This window comes from Anabaena sp. FACHB-1237 (genome assembly GCF_014696225.1).
Lineage (GTDB): Bacteria > Cyanobacteriota > Cyanobacteriia > Cyanobacteriales > Nostocaceae > FACHB-1237.
This window is the reverse complement of the sequence record NZ_JACJPV010000003.1, coordinates 1-18,308: the sequence shown is the minus strand read 5'-3', so window position 1 is coordinate 18,308 and position 18,308 is coordinate 1. Positions and strand designations below refer to the sequence as shown.

The following is an 18,308-nucleotide window of genomic DNA, read 5'->3' as shown; positions in this document are numbered from 1 at the left end:
TAAAAAAAGACAGGCTAAAGCCTGTCCTGGATCTGAGTAATTTAGCAAATAAATAAATTAGAGTCTATTGGAAGTAATTAGAAGTTCATTTCTGCCGCTTGAACTTTTTCTACTTGCTTCTTCTTCAGCACTAACATTACTTGCGCCATCATGATTAAACAAACGAAAGCTATTAACCATGCAACTCTGGAGCTATCTTGTAACACAATCTCTGTGTCTTTTTGTCCAAAACCACCAACGTTAGGATTATTTGTTAATGCTTCACCTTCTTTGACTACTTGTCCTTCTTTAACTATTAATTCTGGACCAGCAGGTACTTTATCAATAACAACTTCTCCTGAAGCAGTGGTAATATTGACTAAAGAGAATACATTACCATCTTCATCTTCTTCTTGACCAATTGTACTAATTGTGCCAGCTTTAGAAGCAGTAAAGAGGTTATTATTGCTCTTTTCACCTGTAGGGTATACTTGTCCACGACCACGGTTTCCACCTACATGAACAGCATATTTACCAAAGTGAATATTTTTGTCAGTAGCAGGGTTAGGTGAAAGTACGGGGAAGACGATTTCTTGATATTCTTCTCCTGGTAAAGGTCCAACTATAACCACATTCTCTTTGTCTTCGGTGTACTGAGTAAAGCTCAGATCACCAACTTCTTTCTTAAGTTCTTCAGGAATGCGGTCTTCTGGGGCGATTTTGAAGCCTTCAGGCAACATTAACACCGCACCTACGTTTAAACCAGTCTTAGAACCATCTGCACCTACTTGTTGTGCGCTCAGATCATAAGGGATCTTGACGATCGCTTTAAATACTGTATCAGGTAATACAGACTGGGGAACTTCTATTTCTGTGACTTTAGAAGCTAGGTGACAGTTAGCACAAACTATTCTCCCAGTAGCTTCACGGGGAGTAGCAGGAGCGGTTTCCTGCGCCCAAAAGGGGTAAGCAGCAGCAGTTTGTGGTGTGAATAAATCACTACTCAGGAAAAAGGTGACAGTAGCGATCGCTACAAGCAATGTATTTAACATTACCCTAGCAGTGCGAGTTAATCTCGCGGTTGTGCAAGCGTTTCTCATCTCTATTAGGACAAAATTGAATTAGTGATTAATGTTTCGTGATTAGGGAAAAGACTATTACAAATAAATCCTTTACCAATCACTTTTAAGTGATTAAGCCCACCAAGCTGGTTCTCCATCACGGAAATCTGTTTCTGTCCAAGAAGTTAACAGAATTTTGTCCTCTTCAACATTTGCATGAGCTAGAGGTAAGGAGTGAGGAGCAGGTCCACGAATTACTTTACCTGTAGTGTCATATTGTGAACCATGACAAGGACATTTAAACTTGTTCTCAGCCACATTCCAAGGAACTACACAACCCAGGTGAGTACAAATAGCATTAATCCCATAATCAGCGATCGCTTCTTTGCTTTCTACCACAATATAAGTAGGATCTCCCTTTAGACCTTGCACTAAAGAGCGTCCTCCTACAGTATGGCTCGCCAAAAATTCACTGACACTTACAGCATTGCCCAGTTCATCTTTAGCTACTGTACCACCACCTGCACCACCGGATACAGGAGGAATAAAATACTTGACAACAGGATATAATGCACCTAATGCTACTCCTGTAACAGTTCCGAAAGTCAGCAAATTCATGAACTGACGACGACCCATATCGGGTACATCAGCCGATTGAGAAAATTGAGCCATAATCCACGCGCTCTTAGTGTAAATTGTTAAGCATTGTGACAGCATTAGGTAAAAATAAACAGCCGTTTACCTCTACTCAAACTTTGTCTGAGATGAAATACTAACATCTATCCTTATCATACTGGACTTACGGAACTTCACATCATCAAATTACTATTATTTATCAGATATCAGCAGTCAGCAGTCAGCTATCAGATATCAGCAGTTAGCTATCAGCTATCAGATATCAGCAGTCAGTCAGAAAATTATTTTGAAAGTGTTTGATTTAGACAATCACAAAATTATCCTGTGTATCTTCTATTTCACCAGTTATCCATACATGGTTAAATCTGCTATCCTCATGATCAAATGGTGTAAAGAGTGAAAAAATATGGTTTCATCAATTCGTCGGACTGAAAATAGTATTTCTAATGCTGTAGGTTTAAATTTTAATATCCACACCCTGCCCAAAAGCCCTTTATTTGGTACTGATGGCATTCGTGGACAGGTAGGAAAACTCTTAACTGCTCCTCTAGCTTTAGAAGTCGGTTTTTGGGCAGGTATGGTATTAAGAAATGATGCTGTCCATTTAGGTCCGATCATTTTAGGCCAAGACTCCAGAAACTCTAGTGATATGCTGGCTATGGCTTTAAGCGCTGGTTTAACCGCCGCAGGTTTGGAAGTCTGGTATTTAGGTTTATGTCCTACTCCTTGTGTTGCTTATCTTACCAGTATTACCGAGGCTATTGGGGGTGTGATGATTTCTGCTAGTCATAACCCTCCTGAAGATAATGGGATCAAGATTTTTGGGGCTAATGGTGGTAAACTGTCAAAAATGTTACAGGCAGAAATTGAACAAGGTATTAGAGGAAACCTCCCCGCAGAGAAAAATAACCTCTGTGGAAAGCATTTTTCTCGCCCAGAATTGATTAAACAATATAGTCAAGGGTTACAAACTCCTTTACAACCTGTGGTCAATTTTCAAGGGATGAAGGTAGTATTAGATGTAGCCTGGGGAGCGGCTGTGGGTTTAGCACCATCGGTATTTACGGATATGGGTGCACAAGTTATTGCTTTACATAATTTACCTGATGGCGATCGCATTAATGTTAATTGCGGTTCTACTCACTTAGATATTTTACAGAAAGCAGTAATAGAACATAAAGCAGATATAGGTTTTGCTTTTGATGGTGATGCAGATAGAGTTTTAGCTGTGGATAATACTGGTAGAGCAGTTAATGGTGATTACATTCTTTACCTATGGGGTCAGCATTTACAACAGCAACAAAAATTACCAGACAACCTAATAATTTCCACAGTTATGGCTAACTTAGGTTTTGAAAAAGCCTGGCAAAAAATAGGCGGTAAGTTAATTCGCACTGCGGTGGGTGATCAATATGTGCAAGCGGAAATGGGCAAAACTGGAGGGATGTTAGGGGGCGAACAATCAGGGCATATCCTTTGTCGACATTATGGCATTACTGGCGATGGTTTATTAACGGCATTGCATATTGCCACAGTAGTTAAAGATGCTAACCTATCACTAGGAGAATTAGTAGATCAAAGTTTTCAAACATACCCCCAATTATTACGCAATGTCAGGGTAGAAGATCGAGAAAAACGCTTAAACTGGGAAAGTTGTGAACCAGTACAACAAGCGATCGCTCAAGCTGAAACTGCAATGGGTAATACTGGTAGAATATTAGTGAGAGCATCTGGCACAGAACCACTAATTAGAGTCATGGTAGAAGCGGAAAATTCTCAACTTGCCGAATATTGGACTCAGGAACTAGTGAAAAAAGTACAACATTACTTAATATAGAAGTAGGGTGTTTTAACGTAGCATAATGCACCAATAAAAAACTGCTTCCATCCCTGATACAAATTACAGCAATTTTCAGGTAAATGAACCACATTTTGATTCTGGTTTCGCGCAAAGACGCACTGAAAATGCTTCGCTGATGCGCGCAACAAAATATCTACCGCCATTATGCAAGTTTCCGTTATTCTGAGGTACAGATGTTAATGATAAAACCCTTGTAACACAGGCATCTTGCTGTGTTCATAGTGTACCTGATGTAGATGGAATGTGCTGTAGATGCAAGCAAGATGCTTGCACTACAGTAATTTTAGGTTTTTTAGTTATACAGTGAGTGCTGCACATCAGCTTAAAATCTACTCAGTACAACATCAATAATCTACTTATTTGCTTGATTTATAAAGTCTAGCAAAGTCCGCAGTCATCTTTTATTTCTGTTAATTAACCATTGACATCATTACTATATCGTTATATATTGTATATATAAACTTACTGCGGACAAATTCCATGTTATTTAGACAATTATTTGACAGCGAATCGAGTACATATACTTACTTAATTGCTGACGAGATAACAAAGGCAGCAGTATTAGTAGATCCAGTATGGGAACAAGTAGATAGAGATTTACAACTAATCACAGAATTAGGATTAGACTTAAAATATTGTTTAGAAACTCATATTCATGCAGATCATATTACAGGTACAGGGAAATTGCGGGAAATAACGGGATGTTTAGGAATTGTACCCACGAAAGCATCTGCTACCTGTGCTGATAAATATATGCAAGATAGGGAAAGATTAGAAGCAGGAGAAATAATTATTCAAGCGATCGCAACTCCTGGCCATACTGATAGTCATATAGCATATTTAATCAACAATGACAAACTATTAACAGGAGATAGTTTATTAATTCGTGGTTGTGGAAGAACAGATTTTCAAAGTGGAAATGCAGGAATACAATACGAGTCAATTACAGAAAAACTTTTTACATTGCCTGATACAACTTTAGTTTATCCAGGACATGACTACAAAGGTTTTACAGTATCTACCATAGGAGAAGAAATACAACATAATCCTAGATTTAAAAATCAAAATAAAACCACATTTATAGAAATGATGAACAATTTAAACCTGCCAAATCCTAAAAAAATGATGGCCGCAGTGCCTGCAAATCAAAAATGTGGAAATAAGTAATCAGGTAATAGCAGTAACAACAAAGATTGAGAAAACACAAAATCATCAACTAGGAGTATTACAAATATGGAACTAATGAATTGTAGCACTGTCAAAGAATTATTAGACAACCAAGAAATTCAATTAATAGATGTGCGAGAAATGGGAGAATATAAAGCAGAACATATTCCTAATTCCCAAATTGTACCACTATCTGATTTCAGCATTCAAAAATTATCATTAAATAACAATAAACCCATAGTATTATATTGTCAATTTGGTAACCGTTCCCAAAAAGCTGCCCAAAAATTAATAGAATCTGGATTTTCTAATTTTAGTCAATTACAAGGAGGAATTACCGCTTGGAAAACATCAGGATACCCTACAGAAATTAATCGAAATGCACCTATTAGTTTAATGAGACAAGTACAAATCATGACAGGTTTATTAGTATTTACAGGAACTATTTTAGGTGCTTTTATTTCTGATTGGTTTTTAATTTTAAGTGGGTTTGTTGGTGCAGGATTAGTATTTGCCGGAGTAACTAATACCTGTGGAATGGCTATGTTATTAGCCAAATTACCATACAACAAATAATATTAAAGTGAATATTAAAGTAGTACGGGCATCTTGCCTGTATATTGTTTGTATAATTTTCAAACTAATTTGGCAAATTTAATCATTAATAATAGAAATTTAATAATTATGACAACATGGATATTAGGACATATTTTAGCCATTGGTATTGGTATTAGTTTAGGATTAATAGGTGGTGGAGGTTCGGTATTAGCATTACCTATTTTAGTGTATGTGATGGGAATACCTACTAAACCAGCTATTGCTATGACATTAGTAATAGTTGGTACTGTGAGTTTCATTGGTTTAATTCCCCATTGGCAAAATAAAAATATCAATTTTAAAAAAGCATTTATTTTTGGTTCCGCTACTATGTTGGGGGCATTTTTAGGAGCGAAAATTGCTACTTTACCATTGATTACTGATACTTTACAAATGTTATTATTTGGAATTATTATGTTGTTAGCAGCAATATTAATGATTCAAAAAAGTAGTAAAAAAACATCATTAAAACCTATCATAAATCAAACAGTAGAAATTTATACTGCACCTGTGTGTAAATATTGTTGGTTATGGTTATTAACGGAGGGTTTAATAGTAGGAATATTAACAGGTTTGGTAGGAGTTGGAGGCGGTTTTGCCATTGTACCAGCTTTAGTAATTTTGGGTAGAACTCATATCAAAGAAGCTATTGGTACCTCATTATTAATTTTAGTAGTTAATGCTATTGCTGGATTTTTAGGATATTTAGGACAGGTTGAATTAAACTGGCAATTAATAGGTACATTTATTATTGCTGCTAGTCTAGGTAGTTTTTTTGGTGCTTATTTATCTCAGTTTATTGATGGTAAAAAATTGCAAAAATATTTTGGTTATTTCTTATTAGCTGTAGCTGCTTTTGTGTTATTTCAAAATTATACTACTTTTCACAACAAGAAAACTGTATTTTTAGAAAATAGGGTAGGGCGCGTCATACTGCATTAGTTTTGTTAATCAATAGATTGTTGATATCTGACGCACCCTACTGATAAGATTAACAGAGAAATTGGGGATCTAAATTTATCCTAAAGAAGCTACAAAGGGAGAAATTGCTGTGATAAACTCCTCTGTAGATTCATAAGGCATAACATTTTTACCCTTAATTATTACTCCTTGAGGATTAGGTAAAGTTTCTAAATAATATGCTAATCTTTCCTCCGGTATTTCCTGTTTACCTTCCAAACTAACACTACTAGCTTTTTCTCCCACAATTAACAATGTTGGTTGTTGAATTGCTGAAATATCATCATGATAATTTCGTTGCCAAAATCTGGCTAGAAATGCAAATACCGCATAGCGACTAGCAATATTTTCTGAACCTTTTCTCAGGGTATTTAACCATTCTTCATCTACACTTTCTTTATTAGCAAATAGCTGTTTTTCTGAGAAAGATTGTAAAAATCTTCGCCTCCTGGCATAACAATAAAAGGCTTTACCAAGAGGAGATTTTAAAAGATTCCAAAGCAAATTTTGTTGAGTTGCAGAAACAGTTTTATTAATTACTGGTGCTGATGTAGGATCAGAAGATATTAAACCAGCAATTAATTCTTTTTCTTGTTTAATTAATTCTATGGCTACAGGTAATAAAGCACCTTGCACAACAATAATGACTGGTTGTTTAACTACGGTTTGTAAAAAATATTGCAATTGATTAGCCCAATTAATAGGTTTGTATGCTAAAAATGGCATATCACTTTCACCACATCCTAATAAATCAGGATTGTAAATCATATTTGGCTGATTACTTTGATACCATCGTTGACAAAATCTATCCCAAAATTTGCGAGATAATCCTACTCCTATGGGATGAATTAATAATAGGGGAATACCTGTAACTGGGGATTTTTTGGACTGATGTATTTCATAAGCACAACGATAATTTTCCCAGGTGTAAAATTGGGTGGAAGATGTGCTAGGGTTAGTAATTGTAGATGATGACATAATTTCAGTTTTTTCTATTTTAGATTAATTAAAAAATGATCTGAGGATGAATTAATTGATATCCTGCATCTTTGATTTTTTGATTAGATACCCAGGCATTAATAGGGCGATTACTTTTGGTAGTAATATCCCAAATGACATTAGGTAAATTATTTTTTGTTAAGACATTTTCAATTAATTCCCGTTTGGTAAAATGACTATCATCAACTAAATTGTATATCCCTTGAAGACGATGTTGTCTAGCAAAGTCTATACAACCAATAATATCATCCAGATGTATCCAATTGCTGATTTCTTCACCATTGCCAGGGCGTGTTGTTCCTGCTATTTTATTAAATATCTTTAGTAATTCTCTTCCTGTTCCATAAATTCCTCCTAATCTTAAAATACACACTCGCAAATTTTCATTTTCTGCTGATAATAATATATCTTCGGTTTTTCTGAGGATTTGATTGTTTCTATTTGCTGGCGCTGGCGGGGTTTCTTCGTCTACCCATACTCCATTTCTATCACCATAAATTGAGTGACTTCCTGTGTAAATTAATTGGTGAATGTTGGGAAATTCAGGGAAGATAGATACTAGATTTTTTGCTGTATTCAGATATACTTCTTCATATTGATCTTGACTTTTTGCCCCAACAGTTAATAAGACAACATCTTGATTTTTAAGAACGGATTTCAACCCTTCTACATCATTTCCTGTTGTCACAATTACTTGATTTGCTAATGTTTCTAATTGAGAAACACGATCTGAATTTGTGGTGGTGACAGTTAGATTTATATTACTATTGGTTTGCCAATATTTACTCATTGCATAACCAACGTAACCACAGCCAATAATTGCAATCTTCATGGTTTTTTTAAGAGAATTAAATTGATGTTTTAATTAATTGATGTTTTTTGCCAAATTACCCACGAATAAATACATGAATCAGTAGATGAATAAATACATGGTACATGAGTTTGGATCTCAGGCACAAATTTAATTATCAGTGAATCTTGATATTCTCTGTTTTAAAAGTGTTATAAAATATGTATTTTTAAATTTTATGTATATGTTTCCTAATTATAAATAATTAAGCGTATATGATCATAATTATTACTTACGCAAGTGTCACACTGAAAAATCTGTTGTAGGATGCGTCAGATATCAAGAATCTGTTTATTTACATGATTTATACTGTCTGATGTGCTTGGTGAGCTTGTCGAACCACACCCTACCAATGTGCCAGTTGCGTAAGTCCTGAATTTCTTATTCTAAAATTATTGTCAAGTTTTTGCAGCTAGTTTGAGTTAATTTTTATTAACTGTGAATGATTCCATCTGGCATAATTGTTCCTGCTAGTTTAGCCCCTATTAGTTTAACTAATAAGCGATCGCCTGATCTAATTCTTGCCCCAGTTAAATCTGCACCCCGTAAGTCTGCACCACTGAGATCCGCTCCTATTAAATTCGCTGAACGCAAATTAGCATCTCTTAAATCCGCTAATAATAAATTTGCTCTAAATAAATTCGCTTCTGATAAATCCGCACCTCTCAAAATTACTTTGTGCATGAAGCTATCACTAAGGTTAGATCCACTTAAATTAGCATAACTCAAATTTCTACCAGATAAATCTCGATTACTTAGATTAGCACGGCTAAAATCCTTACCACTTAAATCAGGATTTTTTGGTGGTTGTTGATAAGTTTTTGTTTGGGAGTAATTATAGCTAGAGGTAGATTTAGAAGCAGATGGTGAGTTTTGCAATTGATCACGTAAGGAGCGCAACTTATCACGAGCTTCATTAAATAATTTTAGCTTATCCTGAGCTTTTTGTTGCAGTCGTAGGTTATCTTTAGGAAGACGATCAGGATGCCAAACAAAGACTAAATCCTTATAGGCTTGATTTACCTCTTCCAATGTTGCTCCCGGTTCTAATTCTAAGACTCTGTAGTAACGCTCCAGTTCACTCATCATCATATATTTTTGAACAATAAAATAATCATAGCTATTTCTGGTAATTTTTTCGGCAAAAATTCCCCTGAATCATGATTTTTTCCCATGATTAATCATCAACTTCAATAGATTATCACAAGTATGATGATAAGTATTTAAATATACATTAGATTATCATCTACTTAAATTATGCCACCAACGATTTATACCTTGGAAATATGCGGTTACGGGAATTTGATAAATTTCGATCCATAACCAAATAATAATAGTTAAATGGGCGATAAAAGTTAATATCGTCCAAAGATAAGGTAGCCAATATAGTGTAACATCAGGACTAGGGGGAAAATAATAGGTAGCGATCGCTACTAAACTAGTTGGTAAAATCACAAAAGCCATAGCAGCTAATTGATAAGGCCAACCTAACTCCACTCCCAAAATTTGTGTTTGTGTCCATTTAAAGCCATTCCAATGCCAAATTAAAGCAGGTTCTCGACTGGGCATTTGTAACTGTTGTTGTTCAATATTTACAGTAAAAATTTCCTGGCAAAAATCACAATACATAGCCTCCATTAACGGCATTTCAGTAATTTTACCCACTTTACACACTGGACAAGGATAATCTTCTTTTAAGTTTAAAGACTTAGGGAAAATTTGAGATTTTGACATAATTAACATCATTAAATTATGATTTTCTGAGAGATTCACATCCCCCACTTCTTGAAGAAGTGGGGGATGTGATTATTTTTCATAATTATAAATAAATAGATCCCCAAACTTTCCAAGAAATTGGGGATCTTATGTTTAATTTTTCGTAAGCATTCAGTCATCAGCCATTAGCTATTTACCTGAAATCTTGAAATACAAACAATGGAATCACAAGAAACGGATACAAATAACATTCTGTGAAATTAACATTTCTTAATCCTTGTTGTTGATGCTATTGGCTGATTACCGATTACTGACAATTTTTCCAATTGTTTCTCAACAACAATATGCAAAATTAATCAAGAAAACCCATTAAAACTTCTGAATCATCAATAGTATTTGATGCTATGGGACGATTACCAAATATAGAATAGTTTTCTGATACCACAATAGCACTTGAACCTATAGGACGTAAACCAGATAAATTGATATTATCTACAACTCGAAAAGTATTAGCACCTATGGGACGGATACCCATACTATTATAAGTGCTAACTATTTGTAATGTACCTGTTGTAATAGGGCGTGAACCAGCAACTACCAGCATACCTTGAGAACTGGATTCTGTGTTAGTGTTATCTTGATTTTCTGACATTTGATTGACTCCTTAACAGTTTTTGATGCTGACTAAAACCATACTGATGGGTTGTTAAAAGAATTTTACAATAATTAAGGAAGTATTTTTTCCTATATTTGTATCTCACAGTACAGCAAGGGGCTTTGAGGTACAAGCAATAGCTTTGATCCCCAGTCCTGTTATATTATAGGATAGAATTGTCACCTTGAATATTTTTTATTGTGTAGATTAGTTATATAAAACAAATTGTACCAGAATTAACTGACATATCCTAGATCCCCGACTTCTCTAAGAAGTCGGGGATCTTTCTGTTCACTACAAAATTAAATAACTTTGCCATTTTGATGGAGTATTTTGAGTATTTTTATCTGATTTTTCTGGTATTAATAAACGCCAACTTTTACCTTCTTTTTGAATTTGTAAATAGATATCAAAAGGTTTTTGTAATTGTGTAAACCTGTGTTTTGCTAATCTCGCATTTATATCATAACTACCTGTAACTCTGTAAGCTGGTAAGTTTTCAATAGTCAGGGGTTGCTGTTGCATAATATATAAATGTTGCAGTTGTAATTTTTGGAAATGTAAATCTAATTTTTGATTTAATTCTTCTTGAGTTTGTTGTAATTGAATAGCGATCGCTTTTTCAATTAATTCTGGAGTTGGTAATAAAGCAATACTACTACAAGCTGTCAGCATGATTAGTACAACTGCGAGAATAGGAGGAAGATTTTTTTTTATAAAAGATTTTACAAAGGAATTAATCATATTTTTGACTGCCAAATTATCATCCACAGTATATATTAATGCAGGAATTTTGTCAAAAATTTTATCAAAATAACAAAGATAAATTTTAACCAATATAAAACTTTTAAACTTAGAGGATGTTTTAAAAGTATGGGGCGAATATCATAAGGCTTACGCCGCGCTGCGCTATCGCTACTATACAGGCAAAGACCACCTGCGTGGACTAGAGAAAAACCAAGGATTTTTAACCTGGGTATGCAGATTTTGCCTGTGTAGACGCGATTTCCAATCGCCGATTTTTGTGTTAATTTAGACTTTACAAACATCCTCTTAACATAGCTGGATTCATAATTTAGCCAAATAGCACATTGTAGGGTGTACTAGAGTGCATAAATTCTGGAAATAACTAGATTAAATAATATGCTGTGATAAAATTTCTGAATCCTTTTTATTGATGCTATTAACTAATACCTGAACACTTATAATTTAACTTGTTGAATTACCATATTTTCCCACTGATGTAAAATTTCAATAAACTCAGGAGTTTGTAATTGAGAAAGCCATAAAATTAAAGCATCTTCATTATTATCCTGATAATAACCACGACGACGGCCAGCAGTTTTAAAACCGAATTTTTCATAAAGAGAAATAGCCCCTATATTAGAAGCACGAACTTCTAAAGTAGCCCTTTCTAAACCTTTTTCCCAAGCGGTTTTTAGTAAAGCATACAATAAAAATTGTCCCAAACCTTGACGCTGATATTCAGGATGAATAGCCAAAATAGTAATATGTGCTTCCTCTAAAATTGACCAAAAACAACCCATTCCCAACAAACTAGAATTAACCATAGGAGGAAATAGACCTAAAAAACAACTATTAGGACTTTCTAACTCACGCAAATAACCTTCCATAGTCCACATACCATTAAAACAAATTTGATCTAGTTCTAATAATTCAGCTAAATTTTCTGACGTGAGAGTTTGAATTTTCAAATCTGATAAAATCATAGAGACAATTAATAAATAATTGATAATGGGTAATGGGTAATGGGTAATGGGTAATTGGTAATTGGTAAGATTTTATTATCGCACTCCGTACTTCCCATTTTAATTCTTCATCCTGACCAATAAAGCTGTAAACTGGAAATCAACATATAATCGCGTCATTTTCACCAAGAGAACTCTGATTAGCTATGGTAGTAACTTTTCCTCCCCAGGTTGAAAATTCTGGTAGTCAATATTTACCAGAAAACACAGGTATTAAGGCTGATATTTCGCCAAATCAACAACTTTTGCCATTAACTGCTAAAGTGAATCAGCATGATCACCTGGAAATTGGTGGCTGTGATGTCACCACATTAGTAAAACAGTTCGGATCACCTCTGTATATTTTAGATGAAGCAACTTTAAGAACTGCTTGTAAACAATATCATAATACCTTTAAAGAATACTATAAAGGTGAATCTCAGGTACTTTACGCTTCCAAAGCCTGGAATTGTTTAGCGGTTTGTGCCATTGTGGCCTCAGAAGGTTTAGGAATTGATGTAGTATCAGGTGGTGAACTTTATACAGCATTACAAGCGGGAGTCAGTCCAGCAAAAATATACTTACATGGCAATAATAAATCTCGTGATGAGTTAATTTTAGCTATTGAGTCTGGTTGTACCATTGTCGTAGATAATTGGTATGAACTGCATAATCTAGTAGGTTTGTCAACAGATTCAGCAGTAAGAATTATGTTGCGGTTGACACCAGGTATTGAATGTCATACCCATGAATATATTCGCACGGGACATTTAGATAGTAAATTTGGTTTTGATCCCAATGATTTAGATCAAGTATTTACTTTTGTCAGTCAGCAACCTAGTTTAAATTGTGTGGGTTTACACGCTCATATTGGTTCACAAATATTTGAACGTCAACCCCATAGAGATTTAGCTGCGGTGATGGTGGAATGGTTGCGAGATGCGTCCAAATATGGTTTAACCATAACAGAGTTAAATGTGGGTGGCGGTTTAGGAATTAAATATACAGAATCGGATGATCCCCCAAGCATTGCAGAATGGTCTAGGGCAATTTGTGAAATAGTACAATCGGCTTGTGAATCTGAAAATTTACCATTGCCAAAGTTGTTGTGTGAACCTGGGCGATCGCTCATTGCCACATCTTGCATTACCGCTTATACCATTGGTTCTAGTAAAGAAATTCCTGATATTCGTACCTATGTATCTGTAGATGGGGGAATGTCAGATAATCCTCGTCCTATCACCTATCAATCAGTGTACAGGGCGGTGGTAGCGAATAAAATGAGTGCGGCTTGTAACGAAACTGTAACATTAGCTGGGAAACATTGTGAATCAGGGGATATTCTCATTAAAAATGTGCAATTACCAAAAACCGCACCAGGGGATATTTTAGTAGTTATGGCCACGGGTGCATACAATTATAGTATGTCTTCTAACTATAATCGTTTACCCCGACCGGCGGCTGTGGTAGTAACTAATGGTGAAGCAAATTTAATTTTGCAAAGAGAAACTTATCAGGACTTAATTCGCCAAGATTATTTACCAGAAAGACTAAAATAGGGAATAGGGAGTCGGGAGTCGGGAGTCGGGAGTTGGGAGTTGGGATCACAGGTAAAAATTCTTTATTCTGACTCTTACTCTGGGTTTAGTAATGCTCATTGGTGTCAAGTTAACCTCAAACCCATACATAACCCGACTGGGAATGAATTACTGTGTCTGATAGCAAAAGTCATTTTTAAATGACTAAAAGAGTCGGAAAATTTCTGAAATTCTTTAGTTTACTTTAGCTATTAGACTGGTACTTCAGCACCTGGCGGGTGTGGAAGCCAAACAAATAGGCCTGTCTGTAACTTAATTTGATATCAGTGATCTCATGCTTGACCCCTACTGAGTACTGTACGGGCGAACGGCTGTTCGCCCCTCCTAACTAGTAACTTATTATCCAAATATCATGAAAGAGTGGTGGAAACAATGGCTAATAAATATAGGAGATTGGTCACAGTCTTTACTACTTGGAAGTTTGGATACTGTGTTAGTTATAGCACTGACTTATGTGATTCTAGTCATTATTAGTGAACGTCGTACTTTATGGATGGTACGGGGATTTATAATTTTAATGCTGGCATCGGCTCTCAGTGGTAGATTAGGATTACCTCTATTAAATTTTGTTCTAGAAAAGTTGGTGATTGGTTGTGCTGTGGCTATGGCTGTGGCCTTACAATCTGAATTTCGCCGCTTCTTAGAACAATTGGGACGGGGCGAATTTTGGCAATTATTTCGACAAAATCGCTCTTCTGTTCCTAAACCAGATAGTGTTATAGATGAAATTGTTGATGCAGTTAAAGAATTATCTAAAAATCGTATTGGTGCATTACTAATTTTAGAAACTACGGAACCTATTGATGAACAAGATTTTTCTGTTCCTGGAGTGCGGCTAAATGCGGAAGTGTCTAAAGAACTAATCCAAACTATTTTTCAGCCAAAAACTCTTTTACATGATGGAGCGACGTTAATTCGTGGTTCTCGCATTGTATCATCAGGAATTATTTTACCACTTTCAGGACGTACTGCCTCCCGCCAGTTGGGTACTCGCCATCGTGCTGCTATGGGAATTACGGAACGACTGGAAAATTGCATTTGTGTCGTTGTATCTGAAGAAACGGGTTCAATTTCTTTAGCGGAAAGAGGAACTCTCTACAGACCACTGACGATTAGAAAACTAAAGGAATCCTTAGAAGCACAGTTTTCTCCCAATGTAGACCGAGAAACTGTATCTCCTGGACTTTTAAGTTGGATGCGTCAAGCTATTAATCAAGGATTAACCGTATTTTCACGTTTATTAGGATTACCATCTGCTGCTTCTCGCCAAAAAAATAAGACCGAAAAATGACTATACAAGATACTGAATTGTTATATTTACCTGCTGATTTAAAACCGGAATTACTTCCTCATCATGTGGCTGTGATTATGGATGGTAATGGCCGTTGGGCTAAACGTCAAGGATTACCGCGTTTTATGGGTCATAAACGCGGTGTAGATGCTCTTAAAGATTTGTTAAGATGCTGTAAAGATTGGGGGATTAAGGCTTTAACGGCTTATGCTTTTTCTACGGAAAATTGGAAAAGGCCACAGGAAGAGGTGGATTTTTTGATGAGTTTGTTTCAGGGGGTTTTACGTCAAGAATTGCGGGAAATGGTGGAGGAAAATGTGCAAATTCAGTTTGTAGGTAATTTACCCGCGTTACCCCAAACTTTACAGGATGAAATTTCTCGTTCTATGGAAGAGACTAAGGATAATCGCAGTATTAAGTTCACTGTGGCTACTAATTATGGTGGTAGACAGGAAATTTTGCAAGCCTGTCGAGCGATCGCTCACAAGGTAGAACAGGGTATACTCAAACCTGATGATATTTGTGAAGAAGTCTTTGAAAGTCACTTATACACAGCAGGTATTAGTGATCCTGATTTATTAATTAGAACTAGTGGAGAAATGCGGTTATCTAATTTCTTACTTTGGCAAATGGCCTATGGAGAAATTTATATTACTGATACTCTTTGGCCTGATTTTGATAGAAATGAGTTTCATCGCGCTTTATATGCTTATCAACAACGGGAGAGAAGGTTTGGTAAGGTTTAATAAATAATAGGTTATTGGTGATATAAAATAAGTTATTGTATTTTTAATCATGAATGCAAGCAAGATGCTTGCACTACTATAATCATTCAAAAATAATAATTAAATTATGACAACTAACTGGGAAAACTTCATCAAAAATTTAGGCGAATGGCGTGGTTCTTTTACGCAAATTTCTCCTGATGGGGAAATATTAAAATCTACTCCGAGTATTCTTAATTTAGAAGGGTTTGATAATAATGAAAGGGTAATTTTTAGGTTACGTCGTTTTGATTCTAGTAATTATGATAGTACTCCAATTCAAGATTATCAACAGGAATATCATTCTTTAGATAGACATAATATTTTTTTTAATACAGGTGCATTTTCTAAAGGTACATTACAATTAGCACCTTTTACAGAATTTGGTGCAGAATATGGTTTTGTGGATGAAGATAGGCGATCGCGTTTAGTACAACTATATGATAAACAGGGTAATTTTTCTAGCTTAACTTTAATTAGGGAATTTCGTTATGGTACAGATGCTTATGAACGTCCACCATTAACGGTAAAATCATTAATTGGTAATTGGGAAGGTAAAGCCCATACATTTTATGGAGATTTAAGACCATCAGAAAGATATGATACTAATTTAGAAGTTAAAGAAGTAGATGGTGGATATTTAGAACAAAAATTATCTTTTGCGTCGCAAGTTATGAGTAGTAGAGGAAGAATTTATGGGAATAAAATTATTTTTGAAAATCAGGGAATAAAGCGAGAAATTTTATTATTACCTGATGGTTGTTCTAATAATGTTCCTGGACAATTACAATTGAGAAAACCGTTTTTTGTAGAAGTAGGTTGGTTAGTCAGAGAAAATGAACGTCAGCGTTTAATTAGGAATTATAGTGATCATGGTGAATGGGTTAGTTCTACTCATGTAATTGAGTATAAAAGGTGATTTGAGGATGTGGGGAAGTTGGAGAAATTATGGAACTATCTCAAGTTTCGGATCATCAAAAACCCACCATAATAAAACATGAGTATCAAGGAGATAATTTATTCCCATTGTTGTACCCCACATTCGGCACCCTCAACTGTCACACAACGAAAATCGGTCATTTAGAGATTGAGAATTGGCGAACTACTTGCAGCAGCGCTTCGCCATCGCCACCTAATATCTAGACTATGTTGTATCAAAATTATCCTCAGATGTATTCAAAAATCCGAAAAAACCGACTGTGACACCGGGGGGTGAGGAAGCTAGGATAAATGATTTTGTACTTACCGGAACGATTTACCTCATTTAGAGAAGTGCGTGCATTTTTGCCCACCTTCATTTTCATGACTCTAACTCATTTGTGTTGAGATAATAATATTTATACATATCTTCTCAATAATACAATATTTTTCTGATCAATCAAATAATCTCTAAATAACAATCCTGTAAATCCTTACATCCTGGGTATCCTGCTTTGTGGCAAACCCCTTGACAAATTCCCAAATTACCATTATCATAATCAAAATGCCAATATTATACCAATCATTTCATTCCCCACAGTCTGCTGCATTCTTAAAGGTAAAAAAATTAAATAAGCCTAAGATACCCATACCCCATTTTTGCTCTTTTAAATTTTTCCGCTACGCGGACGGTTTAAGAAGGAAAAAGGGTAAGACGGTAAAAGTATAAATGACTACAAAGTTCTAGAGCAGAACAAGACCCGAAAACCCAAATCCTCGTTAAGAGTATCGCGCGCGGACCAATCGCGATTGGCAGAGCGACAAGTTTGGGCATCACTGCGCCGACAACCACCACGGCGAGGCTTATACGAATTATTATCCTGACTATACCAAGATGATCCACAGGTAAGTACACCGCTAACCGCGTTTATATAATTTTCATGCCAGTCATCCAAACACCATTCCCATACATTCCCGTGCATATCGTACAAACCGAAAGCGTTAGGGGGAAAAGAACCTACTTCTGTGGTTTGTTGACGATATTGACCTTTAGGAGCATCAGCGTAGGGGAAATTACCATCATAGTTTACCAAATCTGGGGTAATACTTTCACCAAAATAAAATGGTGTGGTTGTGCCTGCTCGACAAGCGTACTCCCATTGTGCTTCACTGGGTAATCTGTAATCTTTTCCGGTCTTCTGACTTAACTTTTTACAGAAAGCTACTGCATCATTCCAACTGACTCGTTCAACTGGAAGATTATCACCTTTAAAGTAAGAAGGATTATTTCCCGTAATAGCAGAATATTGTGTCTGTGTCAAGGGATATCTGGCCATAAAGAAACGAGGTACTGTCACTTGATGCTGGGGACTTTCAAAAGATGATCTTTTCTTCTCATTTTCCGGTGAACCCATCATAAATTTACCTGGGGGTATTTCCACCATTTCTAAGGTGACACCGTTTCCCAAGTCCTCCACAAAGTAATTTGCTGAGTGGTTGCTTCTGCT

18 protein-coding genes are annotated in these 18,308 nt (G+C 35.6%); 8 read left to right on the top strand and 10 right to left on the bottom strand.

What is annotated here, in order from left to right; translation table 11 throughout:
* Positions 1-77 precede the first annotated feature (77 nt).
* Positions 78-1,079 (bottom strand): cytochrome f, encoded by a 1,002-nt coding sequence (petA, locus tag H6F32_RS01985; protein WP_190367667.1) that lies wholly within the window; start codon positions 1,077-1,079, stop codon positions 78-80.
* A gap of 93 nt (positions 1,080-1,172) precedes the next feature.
* The gene (petC, locus tag H6F32_RS01980) at positions 1,173-1,712 is read right to left on the bottom strand and encodes a cytochrome b6-f complex iron-sulfur subunit (protein ID WP_190367666.1); all 540 of its coding nucleotides are present in this window, start codon (positions 1,710-1,712) and stop codon (positions 1,173-1,175) included.
* A 370-nt stretch (positions 1,713-2,082) separates the two neighbouring features.
* Here petC and glmM point away from each other — a divergent pair, with 370 nt between their 5' ends.
* From glmM to H6F32_RS01960, 4 genes are all read left to right on the top strand, one after another.
* The gene (glmM, locus tag H6F32_RS01975) at positions 2,083-3,513 is read left to right on the top strand and encodes a phosphoglucosamine mutase (protein ID WP_190367665.1); all 1,431 of its coding nucleotides are present in this window, start codon (positions 2,083-2,085) and stop codon (positions 3,511-3,513) included.
* A 504-nt stretch (positions 3,514-4,017) separates the two neighbouring features.
* Entirely contained in the window at positions 4,018-4,704 is a 687-nt protein-coding gene (locus H6F32_RS01970; RefSeq protein ID WP_190367664.1) for an MBL fold metallo-hydrolase, read from the top strand.
* Positions 4,705-4,770: 66 nt separating this feature from the next.
* A complete protein-coding gene (locus H6F32_RS01965; protein WP_190367663.1) occupies positions 4,771-5,280 on the top strand; it encodes a rhodanese-like domain-containing protein in 510 nt (169 codons plus the stop codon).
* 108 nt (positions 5,281-5,388) lie between these two features.
* Complete coding sequence (locus H6F32_RS01960; RefSeq protein ID WP_190367662.1) at positions 5,389-6,243, top strand: sulfite exporter TauE/SafE family protein; 855 nt, start codon at positions 5,389-5,391, stop codon at positions 6,241-6,243.
* 75 nt (positions 6,244-6,318) lie between these two features.
* Here H6F32_RS01960 and H6F32_RS01955 read toward each other — a convergent pair whose 3' ends face one another.
* From H6F32_RS01955 to rimI, 7 genes are all read right to left on the bottom strand, one after another.
* On the bottom strand, positions 6,319-7,239 hold the full coding sequence (locus H6F32_RS01955) for an alpha/beta fold hydrolase (RefSeq protein WP_190367661.1): 921 nt from the start codon (positions 7,237-7,239) through the stop codon (positions 6,319-6,321).
* A gap of 28 nt (positions 7,240-7,267) precedes the next feature.
* The gene (locus H6F32_RS01950) at positions 7,268-8,092 is read right to left on the bottom strand and encodes an NAD-dependent epimerase/dehydratase family protein (protein ID WP_190367660.1); all 825 of its coding nucleotides are present in this window, start codon (positions 8,090-8,092) and stop codon (positions 7,268-7,270) included.
* A gap of 450 nt (positions 8,093-8,542) precedes the next feature.
* Entirely contained in the window at positions 8,543-9,196 is a 654-nt protein-coding gene (locus H6F32_RS01945; protein WP_190367802.1) for a pentapeptide repeat-containing protein, read from the bottom strand.
* Positions 9,197-9,352: 156 nt separating this feature from the next.
* Positions 9,353-9,844 (bottom strand): hypothetical protein, encoded by a 492-nt coding sequence (locus H6F32_RS01940; protein ID WP_190367659.1) that lies wholly within the window; start codon positions 9,842-9,844, stop codon positions 9,353-9,355.
* 334 nt (positions 9,845-10,178) lie between these two features.
* Entirely contained in the window at positions 10,179-10,478 is a 300-nt protein-coding gene (locus H6F32_RS01935; RefSeq protein WP_190367658.1) for a hypothetical protein, read from the bottom strand.
* Between the two features lie 297 nt (positions 10,479-10,775).
* The gene (locus tag H6F32_RS01930; RefSeq protein WP_242031022.1) at positions 10,776-11,225 is read right to left on the bottom strand and encodes a hypothetical protein; all 450 of its coding nucleotides are present in this window, start codon (positions 11,223-11,225) and stop codon (positions 10,776-10,778) included.
* A 458-nt stretch (positions 11,226-11,683) separates the two neighbouring features.
* On the bottom strand, positions 11,684-12,211 hold the full coding sequence (rimI, locus tag H6F32_RS01925) for a ribosomal protein S18-alanine N-acetyltransferase (RefSeq protein WP_190367657.1): 528 nt from the start codon (positions 12,209-12,211) through the stop codon (positions 11,684-11,686).
* Between the two features lie 185 nt (positions 12,212-12,396).
* Between rimI and lysA the strand changes: the two genes are divergently transcribed.
* The 4 genes from lysA (at position 12,397) to H6F32_RS01905 (ending at position 16,801) form a co-directional block, all read left to right on the top strand.
* Positions 12,397-13,788, top strand: a complete 1,392-nt coding sequence (gene lysA / locus H6F32_RS01920; protein ID WP_190367656.1) for a diaminopimelate decarboxylase — start codon at positions 12,397-12,399, stop codon at positions 13,786-13,788.
* A 391-nt stretch (positions 13,789-14,179) separates the two neighbouring features.
* Entirely contained in the window at positions 14,180-15,118 is a 939-nt protein-coding gene (gene cdaA, locus H6F32_RS01915) for a diadenylate cyclase CdaA (protein ID WP_190367655.1), read from the top strand.
* Positions 15,115-15,864 (top strand): isoprenyl transferase, encoded by a 750-nt coding sequence (locus H6F32_RS01910; protein ID WP_190367654.1) that lies wholly within the window; start codon positions 15,115-15,117, stop codon positions 15,862-15,864. Before cdaA ends, H6F32_RS01910 begins: the two co-directional genes overlap by 4 nt.
* 106 nt (positions 15,865-15,970) lie before the next feature.
* Entirely contained in the window at positions 15,971-16,801 is an 831-nt protein-coding gene (locus tag H6F32_RS01905) for a DUF3598 family protein (protein WP_190367653.1), read from the top strand.
* 733 nt (positions 16,802-17,534) lie between these two features.
* Here the strand turns inward: H6F32_RS01905 and H6F32_RS01900 are convergent.
* Positions 17,535-18,308: formylglycine-generating enzyme family protein (locus H6F32_RS01900; protein ID WP_190367652.1), on the bottom strand; the 774-nt coding region annotated here is incomplete at its 5' end.

Coding starts and splice junctions, on each gene's coding strand:
- H6F32_RS01935 (WP_190367658.1), bottom strand. CDS start 10,478: ATGTCAGAAAATCAAGATAACACTAACACAGAATCCAGTTCTCAAGGT.
- H6F32_RS01910 (WP_190367654.1), top strand. CDS start 15,115: ATGACTATACAAGATACTGAATTGTTATATTTACCTGCTGATTTAAAA.
- H6F32_RS01905 (WP_190367653.1), top strand. CDS start 15,971: ATGACAACTAACTGGGAAAACTTCATCAAAAATTTAGGCGAATGGCGT.
- H6F32_RS01930 (WP_242031022.1), bottom strand. CDS start 11,225: ATGATTAATTCCTTTGTAAAATCTTTTATAAAAAAAAATCTTCCTCCT.
- lysA (WP_190367656.1), top strand. CDS start 12,397: ATGGTAGTAACTTTTCCTCCCCAGGTTGAAAATTCTGGTAGTCAATAT.
- H6F32_RS01950 (WP_190367660.1), bottom strand. CDS start 8,092: ATGAAGATTGCAATTATTGGCTGTGGTTACGTTGGTTATGCAATGAGT.
- petC (WP_190367666.1), bottom strand. CDS start 1,712: ATGGCTCAATTTTCTCAATCGGCTGATGTACCCGATATGGGTCGTCGT.
- H6F32_RS01965 (WP_190367663.1), top strand. CDS start 4,771: ATGGAACTAATGAATTGTAGCACTGTCAAAGAATTATTAGACAACCAA.
- H6F32_RS01945 (WP_190367802.1), bottom strand. CDS start 9,196: ATGAGTGAACTGGAGCGTTACTACAGAGTCTTAGAATTAGAACCGGGA.
- H6F32_RS01970 (WP_190367664.1), top strand. CDS start 4,018: ATGTTATTTAGACAATTATTTGACAGCGAATCGAGTACATATACTTAC.
- H6F32_RS01955 (WP_190367661.1), bottom strand. CDS start 7,239: ATGTCATCATCTACAATTACTAACCCTAGCACATCTTCCACCCAATTT.
- rimI (WP_190367657.1), bottom strand. CDS start 12,211: ATGATTTTATCAGATTTGAAAATTCAAACTCTCACGTCAGAAAATTTA.
- cdaA (WP_190367655.1), top strand. CDS start 14,180: ATGAAAGAGTGGTGGAAACAATGGCTAATAAATATAGGAGATTGGTCA.
- H6F32_RS01960 (WP_190367662.1), top strand. CDS start 5,389: ATGACAACATGGATATTAGGACATATTTTAGCCATTGGTATTGGTATT.
- petA (WP_190367667.1), bottom strand. CDS start 1,079: ATGAGAAACGCTTGCACAACCGCGAGATTAACTCGCACTGCTAGGGTA.
- glmM (WP_190367665.1), top strand. CDS start 2,083: ATGGTTTCATCAATTCGTCGGACTGAAAATAGTATTTCTAATGCTGTA.
- H6F32_RS01940 (WP_190367659.1), bottom strand. CDS start 9,844: ATGTCAAAATCTCAAATTTTCCCTAAGTCTTTAAACTTAAAAGAAGAT.